A 25,098-nucleotide genomic window follows, 5' to 3' on the forward strand; every position below is an offset into this window, starting at 1 on the left:
AAGCCCTGACAAAGCTTGGCGTCACACCATGCGAATAGGACTACTTGGCACCGGCAACGTTGCCCGAGCGCTGGCCCACGGCTGGAGCGCTGCAGGACACGACGTGCTCCTCGGTTCGCGCCTCCCCAAGGAGCGTACAGACCTAGGCCTTCCCGTGGCGGGCCTGAGCGAGACAGCAGCCCACGCGGAGGTACTGGTCAATGCCACTCCGGGGACCGTCTCTGTGGAGTTGCTGCGCTCCATCGGGGCACCTGCGTTGGCCGGCACCCTGCTGATCGATGTCGGGGTGGGCCTCTCCGACGACTTCACCGAGCTTTCGCATCCCAACAGCAGTCTGGCCGAACAGATTCAGGAAGCCTTCCCCTTGACCCCTGTGGTCAAGACGCTGTGCACCATGGACTCCGCCGTGATGAGCGCGCCGGATGGTCTGGGTGGCCCGAGCACCGTCTTCCTCTCCGAGGATGACGCCGAAGCCAAACGCACCACCAGCCGCCTGCTTATCGACCGCGGCTGGCCCTCATCGTCCCAGCTGGACATCGGCGGCATCACCACCGCACGCGGTCAGGAGCACTTCGCCCTGCTCTTCATTGGCATCGCTAACGGGCTGGGGTCCCACATGTTCAACATCAACGTGGTCCCCCACCTCTCTGCCTAGAGCCGTCCGTCTATGGGGTGGGGGATTGCATCGTCATGAACTGTCCGGCGCAGAAGGGAGAATTCGTCCGGCCGCTGCTGCCCGAGTTGTTATGAGCAGTTTGGCGAAGCACCGGCTGTCAGGATAGCCCCGATACGGGACGAATTTCGCCGTTCGTACCCGCTGGCGACGTACAAGGCCATGGCTTCCGGCAGAGGCCTACCGGTCTCGAGCACCATGCGGATCCGCCCGGCGGCCCGGGTGCTGTCCTCCAGCGCCTGCAAAACGCGGCGTGGGAGCCTCTGTCCCCGGGCTTCGGGGACCACGTACATGCGCTTGATTTCGGCGTCGCCATTCGTGTATCCCTCATCATTCGTCTCCTGGGCGCGCCAGCTGCCGCACGCTACGGGCTTTTCGCCGTGGTACGCGATGAGGAACGGTGAGTCGGCTCCGTTCTCTGTTCTGCTCGCCGCTCTCGCGGTCATCGTCGTGTTGCTCGCCGTGGTCGCCATCGTCGTGCGGGCGGTGGTGGCGAAGGCACAGCCCGAGGAAGACACGTCGCTCCACTGCAGGTCAGAACATTCGTGGGCCGCCCCGAACCCCCAGACGATCATTTGAGTAGCGGCGTGCGGTATTGGTCCTGGTGCTCAGCTCGTTCTTTAACCTGCGGTGTTCTGGGACGTCGAACCTGGACCGCCTGGCCGTCGAAGTTGGACCGGCTGCGATGTTGTCGGGGGTTTTCATGCTTCTATGCGCAGCCAAGTGTCGCCTGCGCGGAGCCAGAGGGAGCCGTCGCGGCCTTGGCCGCAACGCATGACCACTCGACCGGGAACGCGAAGCGTGCGGCGGCTGGTCACTGTCCACGTGGTGCCGTTGAGTTCGGCACGTGTGAGCTCGACGGACCGCTTGTTGTGGTTCCGGCGTGTAAGTACTGCCTGGTTGCCTCGAACCGCGAATCCGTCCGGGGCGCGGACCGGACTGGGGTAGCTGACCACGTCGCCGGTGGACGGGGTGATCTGTGTCAGGAAGGTGCCGCCTCTGCTGCTGCCGGAGTACCACACGAGCCATACCCGTTCGTTCTCGGTCGCGGCGGTGCAGCCTTGCAGCGGGTGGTCGGGCAGCTGGCCGTCGGGAGTCCAAGCCGCCTGGCCTCGGGTGTTCCAGCCCGCGAGGCCCGCTCCCGACTCGGGGTGGCTGCCGTAGATACCTTCGTCGCCGTAAGCCGTCCAGATGCCGCCGTGGACATCGGTGACCAGGGCGGGGATGTCGTCGCCGACGCAGAACTCGGCTTCAGGTGTCCCGGATGGGGAGAACACCACAGCATTGGCCGGCCAGGGACCCTCGGCCTCGTTCCGGAACGTGCGGCCACTCACCAGCAGGAATCGGGAATCCGGGAGCAGGGCCAGGTGGCCTGGCCGCATCCGAATGTCCTTCACCAGGGTGCGCCGCTCCTCCCGGCCGGTGATGGTGACCAATTCACCAGTGAACGGAACTTCCAGCCCCCATCCGATCCACCCCTTGGGGTAGCGATTGCGAGCAAGATAGCGCCGGTGGACCAACAGGACCGCAAGTTCCCCGGCGGGACCGACACTCCACCAGAGTGCTTGGTACCCCCGACCGGCATCGGCAGTGGGAAGCCGCCACACGTGGTGTGTCGCGGCATCGGAACGAGCAGTCATGGGGCGGAGGTTCATAGGAAGTCGCCTCTAGGACTCCAGGGGCTGAGCCGCCCGAAGAGCGCTACCTTACCGGCCCTCGACCAGCCCACCCCAGCAGCAATCCGTCCAGCGGACGTGTCACAGGACATCCGGTGTCGAAAGGTGCCTCGAACTATGCTGCCCAGCTGGGCATACTCCGGACACTGCGGCGGCATTCGCCTGATCACGTGCACCGGACAAGGTTCACTGATCAAGACGAGGGCAGTGAGGGTGAGCCTGCTGCCTGAACCTGTTCCCGGTGAAGCATTCGCTGTGTCGTCACGTTTCCGGGGTGACTTCTTCGACTGCCTGACCGCGCGCGGGGACACGTTGTTCGAGTTGAACGACGCGTTGCTGTGCGCGGGCGGGCCGGTGACCACGCCGGTGGACCTCACGCTGGTGGCCGACCATCGGCGGGCCAGGCCGGTGACGCACCCGCATTCGAGCAGGTCATGGCCCGCTTATGGGTACCCCGGCGGGTTGGGCGACCCAGAATCAGGCCGGACCTGGTCCTGGCAGACAAGGCGTATTCGTCACGACCGATCCGCTGTCATCTGCGACGACGCGGGATCCGGGCGGTGATCCCACAGCCCGCCGAACAGGCCGCCAACCGCAAGCGGCTCGGTCGCCGCGGCGGCCGACCGCCGGCCTTCGACCGCGAGACCTACAAGCAGTGCAACACCGTCGAGCGGTGCATCAACAAGCTCAAGCAGTGGCGCGGCCTGGCCACTCGCTACGACAAGACCGCCACCATCTGCCTCGCCGGGCTCCACCTCGCCGCCATCTTTGTCTGGTCGGCGAGGTGATCCGAAGGAAACGGTTCTCCCCGTCCATCGTCGGCCCTGCCATCCAGAGGGGCCTACGCTCCCGAGACGCGTGCGAGCCACTCCTCAAGGCCATGGACGGCGCCCTCCAGGCGGCTTTCGAATTGCTCCTTGGAGAGCTCACCGTTACCGAAGGAACGCCATGCGCCGGTCAGCGCGTCGACAATCTCTGCCTGTGCCATGAGGAGATCAGCGAGTTCCTCCGCGCTCGTGGTGCGATTCTTCTCGGACAGCGTCCACAGGGTCCCGGCCGCATCGGCCGAGATTCCCCGCCCCGCGAGTTCGACGGCACGCCATGACACGGTCGGATCCGCCGCCACTTTGAGCAACACATCGAGCATTTCGGAATTCCTGGCAACCATCTTTGTTCCTTGAGGTCGTACGGTCGTGATGCCTGACGGTATGGGGTGGCCACATTGCCTGGCTCATGTGTCCAGCGGTAAGGATCTACTGCCCGCCGGCCATGAACTTCCGCGCCCAGGGGATGGCCGCCTTCCCTTCCGGCACATCGGCCCCTCCCGCTCGGAGCACGTGCGCGACGTAGGTCAGGCAACTGTTCCCGAGTGGGTGGTAGGGGCCCCAGCTCCCCTGGTTGTCGCGCTGGAAATTGAGTGCGGCTCTGGCATCGGGAAGGTCAAGATCGCGGCTGACGATACTAGGGGAACCCACGTACGGCTCGACCACGGCTTCCCCGTCATGCGGCATGAGATGGGTGTGGGTCACCCGGTCGCCATCCGTCACTTCCACGCTGAAGTGGTTGCCTTCGCCGTGATAGTGGACGGTGGCGATGCCGGGGGTCGGCTCGCCGGATTCATCGTCCCCGTCCTTGCACGAAAGCCCGAGAGGGTCGGTCCAGCGATGCGGATTGCGGACATACGCGGCGGGGTTCGGCGCCGGGGCCAAGCCGAGCGGATCGGCGCTCGCGTACCGGGCGGCCTCCGGGTCGTAGTACCGGTGGAAATTGTAGTGAAAGCCGGTCTCCGGGTCGAAGTACTGCCCCGGGAGGCGCAGCGGCGTGTAGGCGCGGGCATCGGCATTCCAGGTGGTGGTCCCCCACAGGGTGCTTCGGGTACGCCAGGCAATGTCGCCGGACTCGTCAACGAGTTCGGTAGGAGTGCCGACGAGGTCGGTGACGATGGCGAAGAAGCGCTGGTCGATGGTCTGTTGGGAAGCGTGGGCCGCATCCTGTTGGCCGGGCTCGGCCACCGGCGGGTGAGCGGTCATCTTTCGCTCGGTCTGGGCTATCGGATGCAGACCGTCGTGATCCCACGTCAGGACGATGCGACGGGTGTGCCCTGACAGGAGCGTGGTTTGCTCGGCGAGAGTGGTGCCGTCCCAGGTGAAGTCAGTCTGCTCCACCACGGCGTCGTCGTTGTCGAGGCGTTGTTTGGCGCACCGGCGGCCGAGCGGGTCGTAGAGGTAGCGCCAGGTCGTGCCGTCGGGGGTGACGACATGGGTGAGGCGGTCCTGCGCGTCCCAGGTGTAGCGCCAAGTGTCGGGCCTGCGGGACAGGCGGGTCTTCTGGCGGAGGGTGATGCGGCCCTGGGCGTCGTGCTCGTAGCTGATCTGTCCGGCACCGGTGATGCGGGTGCCCTCGTAGGTACGGGCCCCGTGCGATGCCGAGCCCGGATGGGTGGTGGGCCAGTCGGCCTGGGTCTGGTTTCCGGCCTCGTCGTAGGCGTAGGTCTCCGTCCAGTCCGCCGCCCGCACGGTGGTGACGCGGCCGGCCACGTCCAGGTCAAAGCTGCGGGGGCCGTTGAGCTGGTCGTCGACGCCGATCAGATTGCCGTCCGGCCGGTAGGTGTACGAGCGGTGTTGCAGCGAGCGGGTCCCGGTCCCTGTACCGGCCGGGGCACCGGCTCCGGCTCCGGCGAGAAGGGTCTGGGTGGCGCGACGGCCGGCGGCGTCCCAGGTGGTGGTGAGGGACAGGTCCGCGCCGAGGTGCCGGGCGAGTTCGCGGCCGACGGCGTCGCGTTCGAACGCGAGGGCGTGGCCCGACGCGGTGAGGCCGGTCCGGCGGCCGGCCGCGTCGTAGGACCACGTGCTGGTCGCACCGCTAGGGGTGGTTCGGCGGCGGCGACGGCCGAGGGCGTCGTGGTCGAAGGACAGTGCGCGGCCGTTGCACTCCTCCACTTCGACGCGGCCGAGCCGGTCACGACGGTAGACGAGAGTTGCGTCGGGGCTGGAGACCCGGATGAGGCGGCCGGCGGCATCGTGGGTGTAGGTGGTGATGTGGCCGTCGGCGTTCTTCTCAGCGATCCGACCCAGGTCGTCGTAGGTGAAGGAGATGGTCTGCCCGAGGGCGTTGACGCGACTGGCGAGCTGCCCGGCCGCGTTGTGCGTGTAGCGCAGGGTGCGGCTGTCGAAGTCGGTCTCGCCGACCAGACGGCCAGCGGCGTCGTAGTCGTAGGTCCAGGTCAGTCCCTGGGGATTGGTGACCTGGACGAGCTGCAGCTCGGTGTCGTGGGTGAACTCGTGACGGGCCCCGTCCGGCCCTATCTGGGCGAGGAGTTGGTCGAAGTGCGTGTATTCGGAGCGGGTGCGGCCACCGGAGGCGTCGGTGTGGGACAGGCAGTTGCCTTCACCGTCGTAGGCCCACGATTCCCGGGAGCCGTCCGGGGCGATGCCCTCGGCGAGCCGGCCCTCGACGGTCCAGACCAGCTGCGTCCTTTCGCCCAGCGGATTGGTGACCGCGATCGTGCGGCCGAAGCCGTCGCGGTCCAATCGCGTCACCGCACCGAGTGGGTTGGTGACCGCGACCGGGAGCCCGGCCGCATTGCACTCGACGCGTGTCGTCTCGCCGAGGGCGTTGGTGACGGCGGCCAGATGGCCGCGCGCGTCGTAGGCGTAGCCGGTCGTCGCGCCACTGGGATCGATCGAGAGGGTCCGATTGCCGCGCTCGTCGTACTCGTGACGCCAGAGGCCGCTCTCCACGTCCCGGACCGAGACGGTCAGGCCCAACTCGTTGTACGTGGACGCGGACTCGCGGCCATCGGGGCGCACCACGGTGGCGAGGCGTCCCCCCTCGTCGTACGTGTAACGAGTGGTGCGGCCCAGTGCGTCACGGGTCCGTAGCACCCGATCGTATGCGTCGAACTCGGTGTACGTGGTGTTGCCGAGCGGGTCGACCTTGGCAGCGACCTGGAGGCGCTTATTGATGAGATAACGGGCGGTGCGGCCGAGGGAGTTGGTGGCGGCGGTGATGCGGTGACCGGTGCCGGGGTCGACTGCGTCGTAGTCATAGCGGTAGCTCAAGTGCCCGTCGGTGCCACCTTGGCGGATGCAACGGCTGCCGGCGTCGTAGACATACTCGTAGCGACTGTTGTTGGTGTCGACCCAGGCGGTCATGCGGTGAGCATCGTCGTACTCGTAACGAGTGGGGATGCCGCACGAACGGGTGACCGTGGCGAGATTCCCGGCGGCGTCGTATGTGTAGGACGCGATCAGGACATCACTGCCGTCGTCCCCGGCACCCGCGAGACGCACTCCCGTGATGCGGGTGTCCTCGTCACTAGTGAACGTGAGGTGGTAGCCGGCCGAGTGGCGGAGGCCGAGCGGGGCGCCGGTGTGGTCGTCGTAATCGAAGGCGATCCAGTTGTTGTTGCGGTCGCAGATCTCGTCGAGGAGCGCGACGCCCGGCGTGTGGGGCGTCGGGGCGAAGTAGCGGGTGTGGCCCGTTTCCGGTTGGTGGACCGCCCAGTCCCCTCGCACACTCCGGGTCAGGGGCCAGCGCGGTCCGGTCGCCGGCAGCACGCTCTCGCCGGGCTCGGGGACGGCGTAGGACAGCAGCAGACCGTCCTCGGTGACGAAGATCAGGCCTCGGTCGTCGATCTCCAGGCGCTGGTCGACGGTGCACGACCAGGAAGGACCGAGGTGGCGGCCCACACGGTACGACGACTCGAACTTGCGGGTGAAGGCCAGCGGTAGGGCGCCGGGCAAGGTGATGTCGGTCTGACGGAGAAAGACCCGTCCTGTGGCGACGTCGACGGGGTCGCCGCACTCCTCGACGGAGTCATCGTGTCGGGTGTTGTTGTTCGGGTGATCCTGCTTGAGTTGGTCACGCGCCGTCCCGTTGGGCTCCTTGCCGCTCTTACCGCCGGCGCCCGGCGTACCGCCTCCGGGGTGACCGATCGAGCCGCCGGCGTGGGGCGCGTGCGGCATGTCTTCCTTGCCGCCCTTGAGGAGCTTCTCCATTTCCCGGGCGTGTTTGGCGTCGTTCTCGGCGTGGTTGGTGGCGACCTTCTTCAGCCGGGTGCCCGCCCCGTGGTACATGTCCTCGACCGCTTTGCCCGCGTCCTTGCCGAGGGTCTTGCCCAGCTTCTCGGCGGCGTGCTCCAGCGCCTTGACGATCGGATTGCTCATTCGAAGCTCGCCCCCGCAGCCTTCGTCTCGAATTCGGCGGCGTGCGACGCCACCGTCCGCGCATGTTCGTGCAGCTTCTCCGCACGTGCGTGCAACGCCTCGGGGTGGATGGAGAAACTCTCCCCCGCACGCCCCCCGGCCCCACCGGCGGAGACCCCGAGGGCGGACTCGGCGGCCTGGAAGACCAGACCGCCCACCGCCTTGCCGACCGTCTCGACCAGCGGATTGATCGCCGCCTCGATGACCTGGCCGATGATGTACTGCTCCAGCTGCTGGACGAGGTAGTCCATCAGCTTCTCGGCCGCTTCCACGACCAGCGCCTCGGCCGCCTCCGCGATCCCGAGCGTGGCGACTGCGGCGGCCTGGTCGGCGATGAACGTGATGGCCAGCACGGTCAGTTCGGTGATCGCCTCCAGCTTCATCGCCACGATCGTGTCGGCCGCGATGTCCAGTGCATCGGCCACCACATGGCAGGCGTTGACCAGCTCCGTCATGTGGCTGTCCGACATCTGGCCCCACTTGGTCAGCAGCGCCTCGTACGACGCGCCCTGGTACACGTCCTGCAACTGCTTCACCGTGGACGTGGAGTCCTTGTGGGTGTCGTCCACCTTCTGCGCGAAATCCTGTACCTGAGACCCGAATTCGCGGACCTTGTCCTCGTCGATGTTCGGCCAGTTCACCCCGATGAACTGGAGGAACGACACCACCTGTTCAGGCAGCTCGATCGCCATACTGCTCCTCCCCCTGGTCACTGCCATGACAGCTCATCAGGTGTCATTCAAGGCCGAGAAATGGCAATGCAAAGTCAGACCCTAAAAACGGCTATGAATACACCTCCCGGGAAGGGGGCCTCTTGATCCACCTGGGACCGCGCGCCCATCGGCCTTGCCACCGCCTTCCCGCATGGCAATGGCGCGACATCGCCACCCGCCACGAAGGAAAAGACCGCGCCCCTGCACCCGGGCCCGGGCCGGACTCCACACCGCGGGCGTCTTCCGCGGGCCCGGCCCTGACCCATCGGACAGACCCTAGGGCGGCGGCCGCGGGCGACGGGTGCCGCCGACGTCCGGGGGCTCGTTCTCGCAAGAGTCCCTTGGAGCCGAGCTGCACGAGCTCGCGGCCAGCTGCCGGAAGACGATCGTGACCTACACGCCCGCACCGTAAGCCGTTCGGCCACCCTGCCCTGGCACTGTCCGACCGAATTCTCGGCCTTCTCGCCGATCTCGGAGAGAGCACCGCGCCCGTCTTGACGATCACTGCTGAGCGGTTCGTTCCGGCAGCCTGAACAAGAGCCCGACGGGTACTTGTCGGATGGATGGATCAAGGGCTTCCTGAGTCAACACCACGCGCGATAGGGCCGGCACCGTGGACGCGGACCATCTCGGCCTGATCCGCCAGAGGTCTGCAGAATTCGCTCCGGGCGGGCCGGGACACCTTGTTCCAGAGATCGTTGCTTACGCCGCTGACGAGGCAGCGAGCAGGGGCGGCGGACGGTGTGTGATCACTTTGCATACCGACGGCTCGGTGTCGGTGAAGGACGGCCGCGGCACCGACACTCGAATCGACGAGCATGGCCGGGTGGTGAAGAAGCCGGTCATGGCCACGAAGGATCTTCGGTTCTTTGATCTCCCGGAGGCGGAACGGCTTCCGGACGGATATCCGCGTCGCGGCATGTCTGTTGTCGCAGCGCGCAGCGAGTGGCTGATCCATACCAACCCCCGCCTCAACGGATCCTGGACCCGGCGCTATGAGCACGGCGTCCCGGTGAGCGATCTGGTGCCCGTCGGGGCCGATGGGACCACGGGGACCTGCGTCCGCTTCCTGCCGGACGAAGCCCTGCGTTCGAGATGGTCGTTGACCGCGAGTGATCTGGCGTGGTGGTCCGAGCACTGGCCCGACCTGATGGCCCGCCTCGACGATCAGCGCGACAGCAGGGACCGGTTAGGGCCGCCGATCAGCTCGACGGCGAGCCGCAGTTCCCGCTCGGTCACTGGCGCCGTAGGGGCGTGTGCGTGGGGTTCGCGGATCTCGTCGGGTCACGACAGTGTGTGCAGGACGAGCGTGCCGTGCCGGGGCGCCGGAGCGTGGCCAGGCGCTCGCGGGTGCGGATGGCCACCTTGCAGACGGCGACTGCCCCGGCGTGGGTGAGCGCGGCGGTCAGCAGGGTGTAGGCGTGCTGGGCGGCTTCGCCGTCGGGTGCGACGAAGTAGTAGGGCCTGGCGAAGCGGATGGGGTTGATGTCGTCGGCCGGCACGAAGCCCAGGACGTCGACCTGGTGGCGGGTCGGCAGTGGCAGCCGCTCCAGGTCCCGCTCCGTCAGGGGCACGACGCCGGCGTCGGCGAGTTCGTAGCCGCGGCCGACGTCTTCGCAGGGCACCTCCTGGCCGTCGATCCCGCACACCCGCCGGTGACGGCTCCGCCCGGCATCGGTCTTGTGGATCTCCCAGAGCCGGACCGCGTGCTCCTCGGTCGCCGGGTAGAGGCGGCAGGGCAGTACGACCAGACCGAAGTGATCGCACCGGTCCACACTGCTCTGGGAGGCGAGCTGGTGGCCATATGTCCAGCCTCTCGCCGGTCCTGCCCGGCCGCAGCGCGGACCACGGTGGACCGGGCGGGTGTGACTGAGTGTTGTTGTTGGCCCGCCCGGCCAGATACGCGCTCATCCGCCCTGCCGGTAGTGATCGGTAAGAACCAGTGTGAGCCTGCCGAGCCACTCGAAGTTGTCTGGGTATTCCCACTCCTGGGCGCAGGCAAGGACACCGGGCAGGTCTTCACGTGAGATCGGCGGGCCCGGCTGACAGCCGTCAGTGCCGTCGGGCGCCGTCCAAGGGACGTACCGGCAGACCTCGACCACCCCGCGGTCGACGAGCGCGAGGAGGATCGGCGCCAAATCCGCCGCGGGCCCGGATGCCAGAGGATCTTCCAGGTCTCCTCGAACTCCTGGAAGGATGTCGATCTCGCTCGCATTGAGCACGAAGGCGTACTCGACGTCGGATGGCTCACTCTTGCTCACCCGATGATTTTCGCAGGTGACTCACCGCTCCGGGCCCGCCTATGGCTGCGCTGTCGTTGGCCCGCAACCGCTCAGGCCAACTACAACGCTCACGAACCAACCAGAGCACTCAGTCACACGGGTGACGTCCCGGCGTGACGTGGCACCTTCCACGTAATTCGAACATGCGCGCGTATTGTCGAAGGGGTGGGCTCACGAAGCGCCCTCGGGTGTCATCGGGGCTTTGAACGTCGGTCGCCAGCGGCCTTGTTCAGGTGTATACGGGTGTGGCTTGCCCGGGGCCGGCGAGGGCGAGCTGGGTGAGGGCGGGGGTGGTGGGAGGCTGACGGTGATTCGGTAGAGGCTGGGTTCGGGCACGGCCACGCGAGCGGCGAGCATGTCGTCGTCGGTGGCATACAGCCGCGCGTCGCGCTGGTGCGTGGTGTCGATGCCGGTGAGGGTGCAGTAGACGCCCGCGGGGTCGTCGGTTCCTGTGAGGCGGACTTCCCATTGGGTGCGGCGGTGACGTAGTCGGGGACCTTGAGGCCGAGGCTGCCGTCTGCCCGGTCGGGCCCGTAGGTTCCGGGTATGCGGAATGCACCCGCGCTACTTCGTAATGCCTCGTTCGATACCGGATTCCGGGCGGTCGGCAGGCCGCGCATGATGCGCCGTCAATTCGAGCCATACATAGACTCTTGTGGCCGCCTGATCGGTGGAGTGGCGGTATGCACCCCGCCCACCCGCCTGCCCGGTGCTCCCTGTACGGGCTGCACACCCGGGATGATTCCTGCATTACGCCTGGCGTAAGCCCTGAAATGTGACGGTGGTTGCCTGGATGAGCCCACCAAATGTCAGTTTGTCGAATTCCGTTGGCGGCGACTTTAATCACTCTTTCCCTGTTCATGTACACCCGTAGGGTTCGTGGCCATCAACCCAGCGTTCACAGGGGTACACAGAATGACCAGGGTGATACGCACGGCCGCCATGGCGGCGGCTCTCATCGGCGCCGTCCTCGTCCCGGCCGCCACCGCATCGGCGGCCACGCCGGGCCCGGACAGCGCGGCGTCTACCGTCCAGTTCGCCGGCGGCAGCGCCAACGGCCTGACCATGGCCCAGGAAGCGCCGAGGGGCACGAAGGCAATCCTGGAGGCCAACCCGTCCGCCGCCGCTGCCGCCGCCAACGTGTGCGGCTCCAGCTACACCATCTCCGTCTCGGCCGCCCGCTACGGCACCGTCTACACGTGGACGAACGGTAAGACCAGCGGCCCGAACACCTACTACGACAAGTCGATCTGCGGAGTGTTCTTCAACGACACCGGCGCCGCCCGCTACATGGGCATCCGCCTGAACGACAACTACACCGCCACCCCGGCCGTGGAGGACAGACACCCACCAGATCGGCGCCGGCTACGGCGGCCACTTCTACTTCTCCCACACCCGCGACAAGACCACAGGCCACCCCACCGACGCCGACGGCAAACGCATGTACATCACCGGCAAGTGGACCCTGGACAACGCCCCCCTCAAGGGATGGGCACGAGTGATGGTCCACCTGCCCGACCACGGCGCGCACACCCGCAAGGCCGCCTACGAGATAGGAGGAACCGACTCCACCAGCACCATCCGCGTCATCCCTCAGCGCGTGGGCTCCAACAAGTGGGTTGACCTGGGCGTCTTCAACTTCACGGGCACCCCCAGCGTGTCCCTGTCCACCCATGAGCTCGGCGGCGACGGAGCCGAAGACGTAGCCTGGGACGCAGTGGGATTCACCCCTCTCAAGGTCAAGCCGAAGAACTTCGTCGTCGCCATGGGCGACTCCTACTCCTCAGGCGAAGGCGTTTCGGAATCCAACGGGGTGGACTACTACCACGAGACCGACATCCTCGGCGATGACCCCAAGCTGCGCGACGCCTGCCACCGTTCCAAGAAAGCATGGTCACGCCAGGCGACATTGCCGGGCATGACCAAGTCGGTGGGGGAACTGGCCGATGCGCGGAATCCGGATATGGACTACCACCTGATCGCGTGCTCGGGCGCAGTCACCGACGACGTATCGGGAACAGGGCAACACTTCGGCGAGGCCCCGCAGATCCAGCAGGGATACCTGGACCAGAACACCACGCTGGTAACGATTTCCATCGGCGGTAATGACGCCCGGTTCACGAAGGTCTTCCAGGCCTGCGTACTGGGAGTGACCGGCTTCTGTCAGGACGACACACTTGACGGCGACCCAGGCCCACTCAAGGACTACGAACCCAAGATGATCAAGGAGAAGGTGCGTCCCGCGATCACCGCGATGCTCAGGGACATCAGAGCGAAGGCACCACATGCCAAGATCGTTCTCATGGGCTACCCCGAGCTCTTGTCGAAGGACGGCGGCTGCATCCCCGCTATCGGCCAGCCCGAGGCGGCATGGATCAACGAGATGTCCGGCGTGATGAATAGCGAGATGAAGGGCGCAACCGCAGACGCCGGCGCAAATATCGTCTTCTCCGACCCGATCGCCAATTTCAAGGCCAAGGGGGCCTGCGGCGACCCGGAAGACATCCACGCGATCGTCCTGGACAAGTCGCCAGGCGATGACCCCGATCTCACCGACCAGCCGGTAGGGTCCTCGTCTCTCCATCCCAAGATCGCAGGGGCCAGACTGTACGCTGACGCCCTGGAGAAGACCTTGAGCGCGGGATAGACGCAACTGTCACGAGCAGTCGGGCCGGGAGGGCGCCATGGTCTCCCGGCCCTTTCTTTGACCAGGGGGGCATCGGTGAAGATCAACGCGCAGATTCAGATTGCCGGATGCGGCGTGGCAACGGCGGCTGCAGCAGCAGCGGGAGTCCCGCTGTGGAACTGGGGGAGGGACGCGGGAAACGCACTGTGTGAGCGCCAGCCGACCGGACAGATGTGCATTCCGTACCAGGAATTCATTTCGCTGCTGGTGTGGCTGGCGGCATCCGCTGTGGTGTTGTGGAAGGTGATGGGCTTTCTGGGTCTGCGCCCGGCCTTCGCGTTGGCTGCGGCGGGAACGTACCTGACGTGGGTGGCGATGGTGGAGGCGGCCCGGTGGGGCTCGGATCCGCTGCATCCGCACTGGTGGTCGTTCGCCGTGGCAGCGTGCTCGGGCATCATCGCGGCATTGGGCGGGGTGGAGAGGCTTCGGCCGGCCTCGGGGTACGGGCTGGCAGGTGTCGTGATGGCCAGCATGCTGATCTTCGGGGTGTTCCCCGCCTGACCGGTACAGGGTGTTGCCGGGGAGGGCTTGCCGGCAGGTGGGTTCGGAGGACCGTTCAGATGCTTACCAGGTCGGCTTCGGTCAGCCCGTCGGCAAGACGCGGCAGAGTCTGCCCCGGTTCCGGGCCCTTCAGTAGGGCGTGTATCGAAAGCGCCGACGGGCCGGGCAAGGTGATGTCCAGGCCCGGCCCGTCCGTTCACCGCTGAAGGTCGAGCTGGTGCTGGTGTGTCGTGCGCGTGGGTGTGTAGCCGAGACTGTCGTTGATGTGTCTCATGTGCGTGTTGCTGTCGGCAGTGTCGGCCAGGAGGCCGCCGAGGTCCGGATAGTGCCCATGGACCTGTCGGATCGACTCGGCTTTCATCCACCGGCCGAGGCCGTGTCCACGGTGCTCGGGCAGCACGCCGGTGCCGTAGTGCTGGCCATCGCCTGTGCCGTTGCCGGGAATGACGAGTTCTGTGAATCCGGCGATCGAGCTGTTGGAGGTGTCGACGGCGACGACGGTGTGCAGCTGGTCACCGCGTCGTTCGACGGCCTCCGCCGCGGCCCGGACCCGGTCCACGTCCCAGGTCACGGTGCCGTAGTCGGTGTCCTCCATGGGCATGTCGTCCATGGCGCGGCGTGAGGCGGCAAACGTTAGGGCGAGGTCGTCGGGGACAGCTCCCCGCCATGCCGCCAGCCGGTAGCCGGGATGCGGACGCTCGGTGATCTCGGCGAGGGCGGTGGTGTCCACATCGGCCAGTGGCAAGCGGGAGAACCGCAAGGTGAGCACCTTGCGAAAACCGCGCGCCACCAGGAACTGGTCGCCGGGCGATCCGGCCTCGGCCTGCGCAATGACGCAGCGGCGGGCGTTGTCCCGGGCGGCGGCCACGGCGGCGTCCAGGAGCTGCGAACCGACGTGCTGACGTCGCTCCGCCGGATGAACCTGGAGGGTGAGTTCAGCCAGGTGCTCCTGCCCGGGACTGTTGAACAGGCGCAGAAAGGCGGTTCCGACGGGGATGTGGTCGGCGTCGGACGCCAGCCATGCAAGACGCCGGCTGTTCGCGCCGTGAGCGGGGTCGGTCAGTGGGGTGATGCGAAACGACAAGGTGTCTCCGTCGTGAGGAAGTGGCCAAGGTCAGTACGCGGACTCAACTGCTGGGCACTCCTGCGCATGTGCTCCACACCTCCTCGTCGACAGCGCCGGTCCCGAGCAACTTCGGACGGCTGGGAGAACCTAGCTGGCCCATCGGCTCCTCGGCAAAGGGTTATCGAAAAGACCGGTGCGAGCGTGCGGTCACGGCCACTCGTTGATGGCCGCGACCAGCACGGTTGCCTCGTAGCGGACCGCGAGCTTGTCGTACCTCGTGGCCACGGCCCGGTGGCGCTTGAGGCGATTGATGCCGCACTTGGCCGCGTGCCGAGCTCGATAGCCGATGAGGATGACGCCTTCGGCGTCGATCTCCAGGCGCTGGTCGACGGTGCTCATCCACGTTGGGCCGAACCAGCGGCCGGTGCGGTAGGACGACTCGAAGGTGCGGTTGAAGGTGAGGGGGAGGCTGGCGGGGAGGGTGATGTCGGTCTGCGGCAGGATCATCCGGCCGGTGGCCATGTCGATGGTGTCGTTGCCGCAGGTCTTGCACCACCTGGTGCGCAGCCGGTCCATGACGGTGCGCTTGCCGCCTTCCTTGACGGCTTCTCGCGCGGCGCTCTTGGCTGCGTCCTTCGCCCCCGCCTTCAGGAATCCCTTGCCGATGGCCCCGGCGCCTTTGCCGCCGGCGAGGTTGGCGATGAAGGCCCCGAAGGCGTCGCCTGGGTCGCTGCCCCAGCCGTCACCGAGCATGCCCTTGGCCATGCGGCCGGGGTGGGCGGCGGCACTGGCCAGGCCGAGGCCGGTCTTGGCGACGTTGGCCAGGTACAGGTGGGGATGGGCCATGTTGTATGGCTCACCCGGGTGCAGCGTACGGAACAGATTGACTGTTTCGACCGCGGCCTTGCCTGCACCGCCGACGACATGCATCAGGGTGAGGCTGCCCTCGGCCAGTCCGTCAGCGGTGTCCCAGGCCGCCTGTGTCAGGAACTTGGGTTCCTTCGGGGCGTGTTCCAGCGCGTTCTTCAGCGCGTGGCTTGCCTTCTCGGCGGCTTCGTTGCGCTGGCTGCGGGCGTTCTTGAGGATTTCCTGGGCCTCTTTGCGGCCTGATTCTCCAGGATCTTTGAAATCGCCCGGCTTCTGGGGCTTGGCGCCCGGATCTGACCCGCTGTTCAGTGCGCTGTTGTAGGCCTTCGCCTTCGCGTTGTAGGCATCGACCTGATGGCAGTGCGCGTCGTACGCCTTCTTGCCCCTGTCCTGGGCTTCCTGCCATGTGTCGATGGCTGTCTGGGCCTTCTTCTGGGCCCAGGAGACGGTCTCGGCATACGCATCGAGGGCCTTCCAGCCCGCTTCGCAGGCGTCCGCGGTCCGCATCCACTGCTTGGGGTGCGCATCGAACTTCTCATGGAAGCTCGGCGGCCTTGCCCTTCCAGGATCCGGCATCAAGTTTGCGGATTCCCTGGCCGACACGTTCAAAGGCCGCGGCGAAGTCCTTCAGATGTGCCGCGGATTCATTGATCTTGGCGACGTCGCCGTGGATCAGTTCCTTGGGATCGTCGCTCTCGCCCAGCTGCCGCTCGTCGACCTGTGCGCCCAGCGCGTCGGCGGCATCCTCGCCGGCGGAGCGGACCGAGTCGGCCGCGTCGTGCGCACCTACATAGTCGAGGGCATCGCCGGTCTTGTCCGCCGCGTACTCGATGCCCTCGCCGACTGCCTTCTTTGCGCCATCGACCGCTTCGCCGACCTTGTCGGCTGCGGAATTGATGCCGTCCTTGACGTCGCCGATGCCCATGTTTCTTTCCCCCGTTGTGCTGTGCAGCAGTGGATGTGCGGTGGTGGCTGTGCCGTGGTGTCTTACGAACCGTCGTGTTCCTGGCCTTGGTCGCTGGCCTGTTTCAGCGGCCGCAAGGCCCAGTTGTGATCCGCGTCGCCGGCCCACTTGGACGTCGAGAAGTCCTTCTGCGTCTGGTCCCACCCCTGGCTGACTTCATCCACGGCCTTGAGGGACCTGGCTGATGTCGGGTCCCAGTCCGCGTCCTCGAACTGGGTGAAGGCATTGTCCTCACCGACCTGCTTCCACGTCCGGTGCTTCAGACGCTCCTCCGTCATCGTCGGGTCACCCATCAGCAGCGCATTCGCCCCGACCTTCAGCGTCGTCGAAACGTATTGCTCCTGCTCGTGATAAAGACCCGCCGACAAATCGAGACGGCGCGCAAATTCATTCGCCTCATGGATGAGCCCATGCACGCCCCAGCCCCATCGCTCACAGAAAACATCGAATACAGAACTCACCTCGGCATGCCCTGCCTCCATACCGGAGAGCTCCAACTCGTCAAAACCTTGACCGAGTTGGGCACTGCTGTCGAAACCGAGCTCCTTCAACTCCGCAATGGCGTCGTGGATACCTTTGGTGACCTGCTTCAGGACATCGGAATCCAGCTCGTAACCCTCGACGGACGTCACGCCACACCACCCCGGACGGGCGCGACCGGCAGGTCATCGGCGGGACCCGACTCGACGAGGTCGAGCGCAGCAGCGTCCGGGACAATGCCGCTGACCGGCGGAAACAGCATCGGCTGCTCACCACCCACGTTCACAGCCACGCCCGCGGGCCCCTCGATCGCGGGGACGACCACATCCAAGAGACGTGCGCCGACGGCGCGTACGTACTCCAACTCGGCCTCACGCGCGGCGCCGCGGGCCGTGGCGAAGTGGGCCATCGCCTCTTCGTCAGTGAAGGCATACACCCAGCGGATTCCGCTGCGTGCCGACTGGTGCTCGGTGCCGATGGCGAGCCGCGGATCATCGGAGCCAATGGTGGCAAGGGCCATAAGACGCGCGCGGACCGCCTGTTGATGCTCGTCGGATCCGGGATGCTGAACCGTGCCCGACGCGGGAACTTGCTGTCGCCCACGGCGGACGGTGCACGCGCGCTGTACCTCGCAGACCTCAGCCCGGACGACGTGTACGCCACCGACCGCGAGGCGTACGCGGCCCGGCTGAAGGTAGCCCGTAAACGCGGGGTGAGCGGCGAGGACGCCAAGAACGCTGCCCGCATGCTGCCGCCACTTCCCCATGGCATAGAGGAGGAGCGTCGCGTGAAGGCAATGTTCACGGACATGCGCCGCTCCGTTGAACGTGTCGCAGAGATCCGTCGCCAAATCGATGAGCGTACGGAGCAGGCGCGGCGCGAGGAGGCGGAGCACACGGGCCCGGAGCGCATCTAAGGCTCCGGCTCGTGAGGGCAGCCGCCTCCGGCATGTGTTCTGCGGGCCGGATCCGCGGATCGTCGCTCAGTGGGAGGCGGAACGCGCCGAGGCACCACAACGACCGGCCGAGGACCCGGACCGACCCTCACCCGCAATAGCCACTCCGGCGGCGCCGCCGGCCGCGCCGACACCCGTCGGGCAGCCTCCCGCTGCTCCGCCTCGGCCGCCCGTCGGCACACGCGTGCCAGCTTCTGGTGCGGAGCGGCCTGACTCCTGGCATCGGTCGATCGGTCGTCCGCACACCGAGACATCAGCCACCCGTGCAAGACAGCCGCGCGAAGTTGATCATGGACGTCATGGCCGATGGCCGATGGGGAGCACGCAAGTGGTGGCTGAGTCCGTGTCCCATCGGTCATGGCCGACAGTGGCCGATCGGTCATGGCGGTGCGGTGTGCAGCTCACGGCGGGGTGACCGATGCACTGCGCTGTGATGGCCGTGTCCGACGCGCAGGTACTAAGCCCTGCTCACCTGCGGGTATCCGAGTTGGGGTAAGCATTCGGGTATCCGTTGTGCGGTGGGGTGCCCGGGTATCCGGGACGCAAGCAAGCCGGGTAGCTGCCTTGAGCAGGAAGGTTCGCTGGAGCGGCGTGAGCGGTCACGCTGGTCGACGCGCATCTGTCCGGCCGACGGACACTCCCGACCCGGCAGGCGCATCGGCCACGACGCGGGGCCGTCGTCGGCCATTCCTGCTCTCTGTGGGGCGCGGGCCGCAGGCACCGGCAGCGGCGCCCGTGGCACGTGGAAACCTGCGACGGCGCCCGGGTGCTGCGTCTCCGCCTCGTCGCCCTGTAGCCCGAACACGACGATGCCCCGGCCCCAGCTGGAGGTAATCCGGTGACTCCCAACCTCATCAAGCGCCCGGAGCAGCGCTACCAGTGCTCGCGGTGCCGGGCCGTGTTAGAGCCACCCGCGGGACCGCTTTCCACGTGGCTCGGTGCCCGCGAGACGTCGTTCGTTGGCTTGCCGGTCTGTTGGGCCGAACGGCGGTGGGGGTGCGGGCGGCGGGTCGGTTAGGTCGGGGAAGCGCCGAGGAATCTCAGGACGGCGAGAACGCGCCGGTGGTCGGCGTCGGCTGCGGGCAGGTCGAGTTTGGCGAGGATGTTGTTGATGTGCTTGGCCACTGCGCTGTCGCTGACGACCAGGGCCTCGGCGATCCCGGTGTTGGAGCGTCCCTCGGCCATCAGGGCGAGTACCTCCCGTTCGCGTGGCGTCAGCCGATCGAGCGGGTCACTGCGGCGGCGCACGAGCAGCTGGGCGACCACCTGTGGATCCAGTGCCGTGCCCCCGGCTGCAACCCGCCGAACGCAAGCCACGAACTCCTCCACGTCGGCGACGCGTTGCTTGAGCAGGTAGCCGACGCCGCTGGTGTTGGCCGTCAGCAGGTCGGCCGCATACCGCTCCTCGACGTACTGCGAGAGCAGTACCACCGCGGTCTGCGGCCATTGCTTACGGATCACCAGCGCGGCGCGCACGCCTTCGTCGGTGAAGCCGGGTGGCATGCGGACATCGACCAGGGCCAGCCCGGGCCGGTGTTCCTCGACGGCCGCAAGCAGGGCTTCGGCGTCGCCGACTTCGGCGGCGATCTCGAAGCCGGCCATTTCCAGGACCTTGACGAGCCCGACGCGCAGCAGCAGTGAGTCCTCGGCGATCACGGCTCGCACGGCAGCTCCACGGCGATGGTGGTCGGGCCCCCGACCGGGCTGCTGATGTGGAAGGTGCCGTCGACGGAACCGACCCGTTTGGCCAGCCCGCTCAGTCCGCTGCCGGTGGAGGTGTCGGCGCCGCCGATCCCGTCGTCGGTGATGTTCACGCGCAGCATTCTCCCGATCTGTTTGACAGTGACGTCCACGCGGGTGGCGCGGGCGTGCTTGGTGACGTTGGTGAGCGCCTCGGAGACCACGAAGTAGGCGACCGACTCCACGGTGGGCGCCGCTCGCTCCTCGAGGTCGACTCGCAGCCGCACCGGGATCGGTACCCGGGCGGCCAGCCCGGACAGCGCCGCGTCCAGCCCGCGGTCTTCGAGGACGGCCGGGTGCAGGCCGCGCACCAGGTCGTTGAGTTCGGCGATGGCCTCCTTCGCCTCGTGGTGCGCCTCGTCGATCACGGTGCGGGCCTCGTCCGGCAGGTTGGTGAGGGTGGCCTTGGCCAGGCCCAGGTTGACCGCGAGGGAGACCAGGCGCTGCTGGGTGCCGTCGTGCAGGTCGCGTTCGATGCGGCGGCGTTCGGTATCGACGGCGTCGATCAGGTCGGTGCGGCTCTCGGATAGGTGCTCGACACGCTGCTGAAGCTGCTGGGAGCGGCTGGTCCCGAGCAGCGCGAGCGCGATCCGGGTCTCGGCGCGGGTCAGCGGCCCGGTCAGCCAGGGTGCGGCGCACAGCAGCAGCACGCCGGCCGCGGTGTAGTACACCGCTTGGGTCGCGTAGTCGACATAGTCCAGGCGAACCTGCACCGGCAACATCCAGGCCCACCCGTAGACGGTGACGCCAGCAAGGCCCGCGACCCACGCAGCGAGCACCCCCAGCTCCACCACAGCCAGGAGCGGACCGACCAGCAGGTGGTATCCGGCCTGCCGCCAGGTCTGGGCCACGGATAGCCACCGCAGAGCGCGCCTCAGCCACCCTTGCTCGCGCGCGGCCGGCAGCCGGAGGATCTCCACCCCCAGCAGCACCCGGCAACGGCGTCGCTGCACAGCGGTGAGCGCAAGCACACCGAGCAAGATCAGCACAAACGGGAGCGGGAGCACCGGCCACGCCCTCGGCTGCGCGACACTCGCCATCCAGCTCCACAACGGCACCAGCGCAAGGTGCAGCGGAATCCCGGCCGCCAAGAAACCGGTGTCCCGCCGGACCCGAACAACTCTGCGCCGCAGCGCCCGGGGAATCGTCATGGCTCGACGGTAAAACGCCAGGTGAGGGCTATGCCATGCACCGTGCATCCGGATCGATGGTGAAGCTGGCACCACCCTGAGAACTGCACCCGGCATTACTGACTGTAATCGCTGTGCGGCTCAGGCTGTAGGGCGTGCAGGAAATCATCGAACTGTTCCCGGAGCCGGACGCCGAGCGGGCATACGCAGGCCGCACGGCCCGCGCACGGGATCGCTCCCCAGCCCGCAGCGCCGTCGTCCGGACCGCCTTCCAGGCCGACGGCGGGGTCTTGTCCTGGCCGGCTGCGGGGTGGCGCTGCTGCCGTGGCTCGTCGTGTTGGCCACCAGCCTGCCGACCACCTTCCGTGCCTCGCACTGGTCCGCCGCCTGGGTGGGTCTGGACGCGCTGGAGGCGGTCGGCCTGATCACCACAGGTCTGCTGGCCACCCGCGGGGATCGGCGACTGGCACCGGCCGCCGCCGCGACGGCCGCCCTGCTCACCGTCGACGCCTGGTTCGACACGATGACCGCGGCCAGAGGGAGCGAACTGCGCGCGGCGCTGGTCATGGCGCTGTTCGCAGAACTTCCGCTCGCAGCGGTATGCGTCCGCCTGGCGGTTCGAACGCTGCCCCGCACCCCATGAAACCCGCCACACCGACCCGGGCTGCAACCACGGATACCACAGAACTGGAGAACGCCATAGGCTCTGCTGTCCTGACCGCACCGCGCCTGCGCTGGGCCTGCGCCCTCAGTGCCGCTGCCGCCGCAGGCGCCTGGTGGTTCGGCGACAAGGCGCCGTACCCTTACGCCCAACGCAGCCTGCTGGACCTGCTGTTGCCGTTCCTCACATCCGCCCGGCTCGACGCGGTGCTCATCCCGAACCCGACCAGACCACCGAGTAGGTCGACCACGGCCCCAGCGGCCCGTTGCGCCGCTGCCTCCTGAACTTGCAACTACGCCGCCCATTCCAGTCCGAGTTCTGCCAGCTGCTGGAACTTGTCCGCGGTGAGTTTGTTGCGCCTGGTTTTGGTGTTCGACAGAAACAGCCCCAGCTTCACTTCGTGTTCCTGGTTGTCGACCACAACGGTTTCTACGTGCGCCCTGGCGACCCTCACATGCCCTTCCCGCGCCAGGTACTGGGCCAGCGCCGCAACGCCCCGCTCGAAGGCTGCCGGGCCGGCCTTCGTGGCCTTGGCCGGGGCCAGCTCCGCAGTGGTGGTGGGCAGCGGTTCGACGCCGAGTTCGGCCAGGCGCTCGCGCTGCCCGTCGCTCAGCTGCTCCCAGTCGGCGCGCTGTGCGTGCAGCCAGGCGCCGATGTCCTGGCCGTTGACGACTACGCCGGGCAGGATCTCCGCGAGCGTTGCGCCGTCGGCCAGCACCGTGGCGAGCGCGGCATACCGCTGCTGCCACTCGAACGGCCAGCTGGGGTTCCAGTCCCGGTCGATCCGCTCCAGCGCCTCCCGCCGCGCGGTCGCGCGGTCGACGTCTTTGCCCAGCCCGCCGGTCTTCCGGAGATTTGCCAGCCACTGGCCCACCGCGACCTCGTCGATCACTGCGTCCGTCGGCGCAGCGAGCGTGCGGTGCACTGCGAAGTAGTTCCGGGCGGCGGCGAGGTTTTTTGTAGAAGCGGGCGTCGGCGACCGACCAGACCATGCCCAGCTCGTCCAGCAACTCCGTGCGCCAGGCCTTCAGTGTCCCGGCACGGAACGCACGGCGTTGCTCGCTGACCCATGCCCCCAGTGCGTAGGTGCCGCCGTTGCCGCCAGCAACGACACATTAGTCTTTCGATCATGCGTATGAAGATTGTTGGGATAGGGGCAATGGTGAGCGTGGGCCTGCTGGTCACGGGGTGTGGGGGCTCCGGCTCGAAGAGTGCCAGGCCGGAGCCGTCCATCAGCCGGCTGCCTAACAAGCTGGATCGTCCGGGTCCCCGCCCGGAAGGCGAGCTGCAGCCGTCGCCGGCCGCGGACGCGCCGTTCGCGGCGCACCTGGAGTACGAGCTCCGCAAGAAGACCCTCACCCTGGCCAACGCCACCGGGGAAGTCACCGCGAAGTGCCCTGAGAACGTGGGCTCGAAGAAGGGCACTTCGGTCGTCTGCACGTCCAACTACAAGGGCGTGGAAGTGGAGTGGGACGTCGCGATCGGTGAAAAGTCGGCCTGGTCGGACAACTATGTGACCTACACCGCAACCCCGCGCGAGGGGATCATCACGAAGGAGGGTGTCCAGCGGATCATCTTCGGCAATGGCGGTGACTCCGTGGATCACATCCGGTGCAACGACATCCCCGAGGCCGTCGCGGTGCCTATGGGGCCCACCCAGTACACGTGCCAGGAGGTCATGAAGGACGGGAAGCTGTACTACCCGCAGCCGATGCGCGCCACCGAGGACGGCCCGCGGGCGTACTGAGGCGCCCGGGGGTGTGCATGCTGCCCCCGTGGCAAAGTTCGACGATCACCGGCGCTGCTGTTCACGCAGGCCGGGCCTGGCGGACGGGCTTGTGGTGCTGACCGATCCCTCACCGGCGACCAAGACCTGAAGAAGGGGCCAGCCCCTCGCTGTCCGGCCCTACACCCACTCCACGCCCAGCTCGGCGAGCACCGCCTTGGTCTCCAGTAGTGCTTTTTGTGATCAGGGTCTAGTGGCCTGATCTGGGTTGATCAGTTCCGTAGGGGAGGGGTGTGCCGGGGATGTTCGGCCCGCAACGTCCATGTGGGGAGCAGGGGCCTGCCGGGTCAGGGGCTTTGATAGTTTTCCAGGCACTCTCGCAGAAATCCGGATTCGTCGGTGAGGGCGCCGGACAGTTCCGACAGGGGGTCGGCGATGTTGCCGTCCCTGACGCCAGGCTGTGTCATCAGGGGGATACCCGTCCAAGGGTTCCCCTCGTCAGGGTCGCGGTAGGCCCAGGCTGCACGGTAGTTGCGGCGGGCGACTTCTCCGGTGTACCAGCAAGCCCCCTGGAGGAAAGGCTCGTCGTGCGCGGCCTCGAACTCATCCTCCGTGGTGAACCGTTGCGACACCAGGCGTTCCATCTCGTCCAGGGAGGCGGGGCTGAAGTCCCAGGTTGCTTCCGGAAGGCCCGTGTCTGCGGCCCAGGCCGGGAAGTGGTGCTTGCGTTCAGTGAGCCACCTGGTCAGCCAGGGGTGGCGCGCTTCCTCCGGTTCCGGGTCCACTCCGGGAGTGTGGTCCTTGACAGGCTTCCAGCCCAGGTGACGTTCGCGGAACGTGGTGGTGGTGGCTTCAAGGGCGGCTGCGATGCTGAGTTCGGATCCGGTGCGGGCGGCGAGGGCCTGCCTGATCAGGTCGGCGACAGCAAGCGGAGGGTGCAGCGCGGGGTCCGGAACGATGACGGGCTGTCCCGCGACGTCGCTCAATGGCCTGATGGACCATCCCCATTGTCCGCCGGTGATCCTCAGAAGGGTTTCGCCGAGGTACGCCATGGCGTCGTCGATGAGGCCGGTGCCATGGGCTTGGCCGTCGGCAGGGGAGTAGACGTCGAGGAGAAAGGACTCCAGAGACTGGAGCGAGGCGGGGCTGAAATCGAGCGGGAAGCCCCGTGGCAGGTGTTCTTCTTCCAGTCGGCTGATGGCGGTGCCTATGCGGTCAACCCACACAATGAGTTCCGGAACGGCGCCGGTACGCGCGCTGTACCTGTCCTCGTCAGTCATGGTCCCGACCCTACGACGCTGCGCTGTAGTAGGTTGCCGCCTTCTCCTCCTATGGTTCGGCAGCCGCCCGCTCGGGCGGCGAGCCGGAGCATCAACTGCGAAGCATGCGCACGCCCCACGCCCCGCTCATGCCACCGGAGCTCCAGCGGCCGGGCGGTCAGTTGGCTGACGCGCGGGTCGCGGTCGAGCAGCATCACGTGCAGCCGCATCGCCGCAGAGGTGATCCGCACGGACGCCCAGCTGCGTAGTGCGGGGTGGGACGACGAGCTCATCGGCATGCGGAACGCGGAGCGCCGAGAGCTGCTGGCCGATGCCAGAAACCTAGGGTCTCCGCATGTGCACGTAGTTGAGAATGCTTAGGACTCCAGCTTGCCTTGTGCCAGCGGCGAAGAGCGAACGGCATGGTAGCGAGGACGGACCCAACCAAGCTGGCGCATCAAGCACGAGAATTCTTGGGAATCGAGAGCGCCGCCGGGGAGCGCTTGATTGAA

Annotated in this window: 20 protein-coding genes and 4 pseudogenes; 8 read left to right on the forward strand and 16 right to left on the reverse strand. The window is 67.1% G+C overall.

What is annotated here, in order from left to right:
• Positions 1 to 28: 28 nt before the first annotated feature.
• Positions 29 to 655: an NADPH-dependent F420 reductase gene (locus ACIRPT_RS24525; protein ID WP_403830536.1), complete on the forward strand. Its 627-nt coding sequence runs from the start codon at positions 29 to 31 to the stop codon at positions 653 to 655.
• A 33-nt stretch (positions 656 to 688) separates the two neighbouring features.
• On the opposite strand, the pseudogene ACIRPT_RS24530 reads toward ACIRPT_RS24525, so the two are convergent.
• Positions 689 to 1,071 (reverse strand): annotated as a pseudogene (locus ACIRPT_RS24530) (GNAT family N-acetyltransferase); the annotation flags it as partial.
• On the opposite strand from ACIRPT_RS24530, the gene ACIRPT_RS24535 reads away from it, so the two are divergent.
• Positions 965 to 1,252 (forward strand): hypothetical protein, encoded by a 288-nt coding sequence (locus ACIRPT_RS24535; protein WP_403830623.1) that lies wholly within the window; start codon positions 965 to 967, stop codon positions 1,250 to 1,252. The pseudogene ACIRPT_RS24530 and the gene ACIRPT_RS24535 sit on opposite strands and share 107 nt — an antisense overlap.
• Positions 1,253 to 1,374: 122 nt before the next feature.
• Here the strand turns inward: ACIRPT_RS24535 and ACIRPT_RS24540 are convergent, their stop codons facing one another.
• Complete coding sequence (locus ACIRPT_RS24540) at positions 1,375 to 2,313, reverse strand: hypothetical protein (protein ID WP_403830538.1); 939 nt, start codon at positions 2,311 to 2,313, stop codon at positions 1,375 to 1,377.
• A gap of 249 nt (positions 2,314 to 2,562) precedes the next feature.
• On the opposite strand from ACIRPT_RS24540, the pseudogene ACIRPT_RS24545 reads away from it, so the two are divergent.
• Together ACIRPT_RS24545 and ACIRPT_RS24550 are read left to right on the forward strand one after the other, a co-directional pair.
• Positions 2,563 to 2,748 (forward strand): annotated as a pseudogene (locus ACIRPT_RS24545) (transposase); the annotation flags it as partial.
• Positions 2,742 to 3,137 (forward strand): annotated as a pseudogene (locus tag ACIRPT_RS24550) (transposase); the annotation flags it as partial. The pseudogenes ACIRPT_RS24545 and ACIRPT_RS24550, both read left to right, overlap by 7 nt.
• Positions 3,138 to 3,190: 53 nt before the next feature.
• On the opposite strand, the gene ACIRPT_RS24555 reads toward ACIRPT_RS24550, so the two are convergent.
• The 5 genes from ACIRPT_RS24555 to ACIRPT_RS24575 form a co-directional block, all read right to left on the reverse strand.
• Positions 3,191 to 3,517, reverse strand: coding sequence for a hypothetical protein (locus tag ACIRPT_RS24555; RefSeq protein ID WP_403830540.1), 327 nt, complete (start codon positions 3,515 to 3,517; stop codon positions 3,191 to 3,193).
• An 85-nt stretch (positions 3,518 to 3,602) separates the two neighbouring features.
• A complete protein-coding gene (locus ACIRPT_RS24560; protein ID WP_403830542.1) occupies positions 3,603 to 7,517 on the reverse strand; it encodes a DUF6531 domain-containing protein in 3,915 nt (1,304 codons plus the stop codon).
• On the reverse strand, positions 7,514 to 8,248 hold the full coding sequence (locus ACIRPT_RS24565; RefSeq protein ID WP_403830544.1) for a WXG100 family type VII secretion target: 735 nt from the start codon (positions 8,246 to 8,248) through the stop codon (positions 7,514 to 7,516). The genes ACIRPT_RS24560 and ACIRPT_RS24565 overlap by 4 nt, the downstream gene beginning before the upstream one ends.
• Before the next feature lie 1,256 nt (positions 8,249 to 9,504).
• Positions 9,505 to 10,044 carry a Ku protein gene (locus tag ACIRPT_RS24570; protein WP_403830547.1) on the reverse strand — a complete coding sequence of 180 codons (540 nt, stop codon included), beginning with the start codon at positions 10,042 to 10,044 and terminating at the stop codon, positions 9,505 to 9,507.
• A gap of 132 nt (positions 10,045 to 10,176) precedes the next feature.
• Positions 10,177 to 10,530, reverse strand: a complete 354-nt coding sequence (locus ACIRPT_RS24575; protein ID WP_403830550.1) for a hypothetical protein — start codon at positions 10,528 to 10,530, stop codon at positions 10,177 to 10,179.
• A gap of 1,462 nt (positions 10,531 to 11,992) precedes the next feature.
• Here ACIRPT_RS24575 and ACIRPT_RS24580 point away from each other — a divergent pair.
• Together ACIRPT_RS24580 and ACIRPT_RS24585 are read left to right on the forward strand one after the other, a co-directional pair.
• Positions 11,993 to 13,198, forward strand: coding sequence for a GDSL-type esterase/lipase family protein (locus tag ACIRPT_RS24580; protein ID WP_403830552.1), 1,206 nt, complete (start codon positions 11,993 to 11,995; stop codon positions 13,196 to 13,198).
• Between the two features lie 75 nt (positions 13,199 to 13,273).
• Positions 13,274 to 13,738: a hypothetical protein gene (locus ACIRPT_RS24585; protein ID WP_403830554.1), complete on the forward strand. Its 465-nt coding sequence runs from the start codon at positions 13,274 to 13,276 to the stop codon at positions 13,736 to 13,738.
• A 196-nt stretch (positions 13,739 to 13,934) separates the two neighbouring features.
• Here the strand turns inward: ACIRPT_RS24585 and ACIRPT_RS24590 are convergent, their stop codons facing one another.
• The 7 genes and pseudogenes from ACIRPT_RS24590 to ACIRPT_RS24620 form a co-directional block, all read right to left on the reverse strand.
• Positions 13,935 to 14,822 (reverse strand): GNAT family N-acetyltransferase, encoded by an 888-nt coding sequence (locus ACIRPT_RS24590; protein WP_403830557.1) that lies wholly within the window; start codon positions 14,820 to 14,822, stop codon positions 13,935 to 13,937.
• A 189-nt stretch (positions 14,823 to 15,011) separates the two neighbouring features.
• Positions 15,012 to 15,734, reverse strand: a complete 723-nt coding sequence (locus tag ACIRPT_RS24595) for a DUF6531 domain-containing protein (RefSeq protein ID WP_403830616.1) — start codon at positions 15,732 to 15,734, stop codon at positions 15,012 to 15,014.
• Positions 15,735 to 15,857: 123 nt separating this feature from the next.
• Positions 15,858 to 16,596: pseudogene (locus ACIRPT_RS24600) on the reverse strand (putative T7SS-secreted protein); the annotation flags it as partial.
• Between the two features lie 62 nt (positions 16,597 to 16,658).
• Positions 16,659 to 17,267 (reverse strand): hypothetical protein, encoded by a 609-nt coding sequence (locus tag ACIRPT_RS24605; RefSeq protein ID WP_403830559.1) that lies wholly within the window; start codon positions 17,265 to 17,267, stop codon positions 16,659 to 16,661.
• Complete coding sequence (locus ACIRPT_RS24610) at positions 17,264 to 17,965, reverse strand: SseB family protein (protein ID WP_403830562.1); 702 nt, start codon at positions 17,963 to 17,965, stop codon at positions 17,264 to 17,266. Before ACIRPT_RS24610 ends, ACIRPT_RS24605 begins: the two co-directional genes overlap by 4 nt.
• A 1,119-nt stretch (positions 17,966 to 19,084) precedes the next feature.
• Entirely contained in the window at positions 19,085 to 19,735 is a 651-nt protein-coding gene (locus tag ACIRPT_RS24615) for a response regulator (RefSeq protein ID WP_403830564.1), read from the reverse strand.
• Positions 19,723 to 20,961: a sensor histidine kinase gene (locus tag ACIRPT_RS24620; protein ID WP_403830566.1), complete on the reverse strand. Its 1,239-nt coding sequence runs from the start codon at positions 20,959 to 20,961 to the stop codon at positions 19,723 to 19,725. The genes ACIRPT_RS24615 and ACIRPT_RS24620 overlap by 13 nt, the downstream gene beginning before the upstream one ends.
• Positions 20,962 to 21,274: 313 nt before the next feature.
• Between ACIRPT_RS24620 and ACIRPT_RS24625 the strand changes: the two genes are divergently transcribed.
• On the forward strand, positions 21,275 to 21,583 hold the full coding sequence (locus ACIRPT_RS24625; protein ID WP_403830568.1) for a hypothetical protein: 309 nt from the start codon (positions 21,275 to 21,277) through the stop codon (positions 21,581 to 21,583).
• A 310-nt stretch (positions 21,584 to 21,893) separates the two neighbouring features.
• Here the strand turns inward: ACIRPT_RS24625 and ACIRPT_RS24630 are convergent, their stop codons facing one another.
• Positions 21,894 to 22,526: a helicase associated domain-containing protein gene (locus tag ACIRPT_RS24630; protein ID WP_403830571.1), complete on the reverse strand. Its 633-nt coding sequence runs from the start codon at positions 22,524 to 22,526 to the stop codon at positions 21,894 to 21,896.
• A gap of 210 nt (positions 22,527 to 22,736) precedes the next feature.
• Here ACIRPT_RS24630 and ACIRPT_RS24635 point away from each other — a divergent pair, with 210 nt between their 5' ends.
• Positions 22,737 to 23,348, forward strand: coding sequence for a hypothetical protein (locus tag ACIRPT_RS24635; RefSeq protein WP_403830574.1), 612 nt, complete (start codon positions 22,737 to 22,739; stop codon positions 23,346 to 23,348).
• A gap of 326 nt (positions 23,349 to 23,674) precedes the next feature.
• On the opposite strand, the gene ACIRPT_RS24640 is transcribed toward ACIRPT_RS24635, so the two are convergent.
• Positions 23,675 to 24,607, reverse strand: a complete 933-nt coding sequence (locus ACIRPT_RS24640; RefSeq protein ID WP_403830577.1) for a hypothetical protein — start codon at positions 24,605 to 24,607, stop codon at positions 23,675 to 23,677.
• Positions 24,608 to 25,098 lie beyond the last annotated feature (491 nt).

The sequence above is a fragment of the Streptomyces sp. NPDC101227 genome (genome assembly GCF_044767545.1).
Taxonomy (GTDB): Bacteria; Actinomycetota; Actinomycetes; order Streptomycetales; family Streptomycetaceae; genus Streptomyces.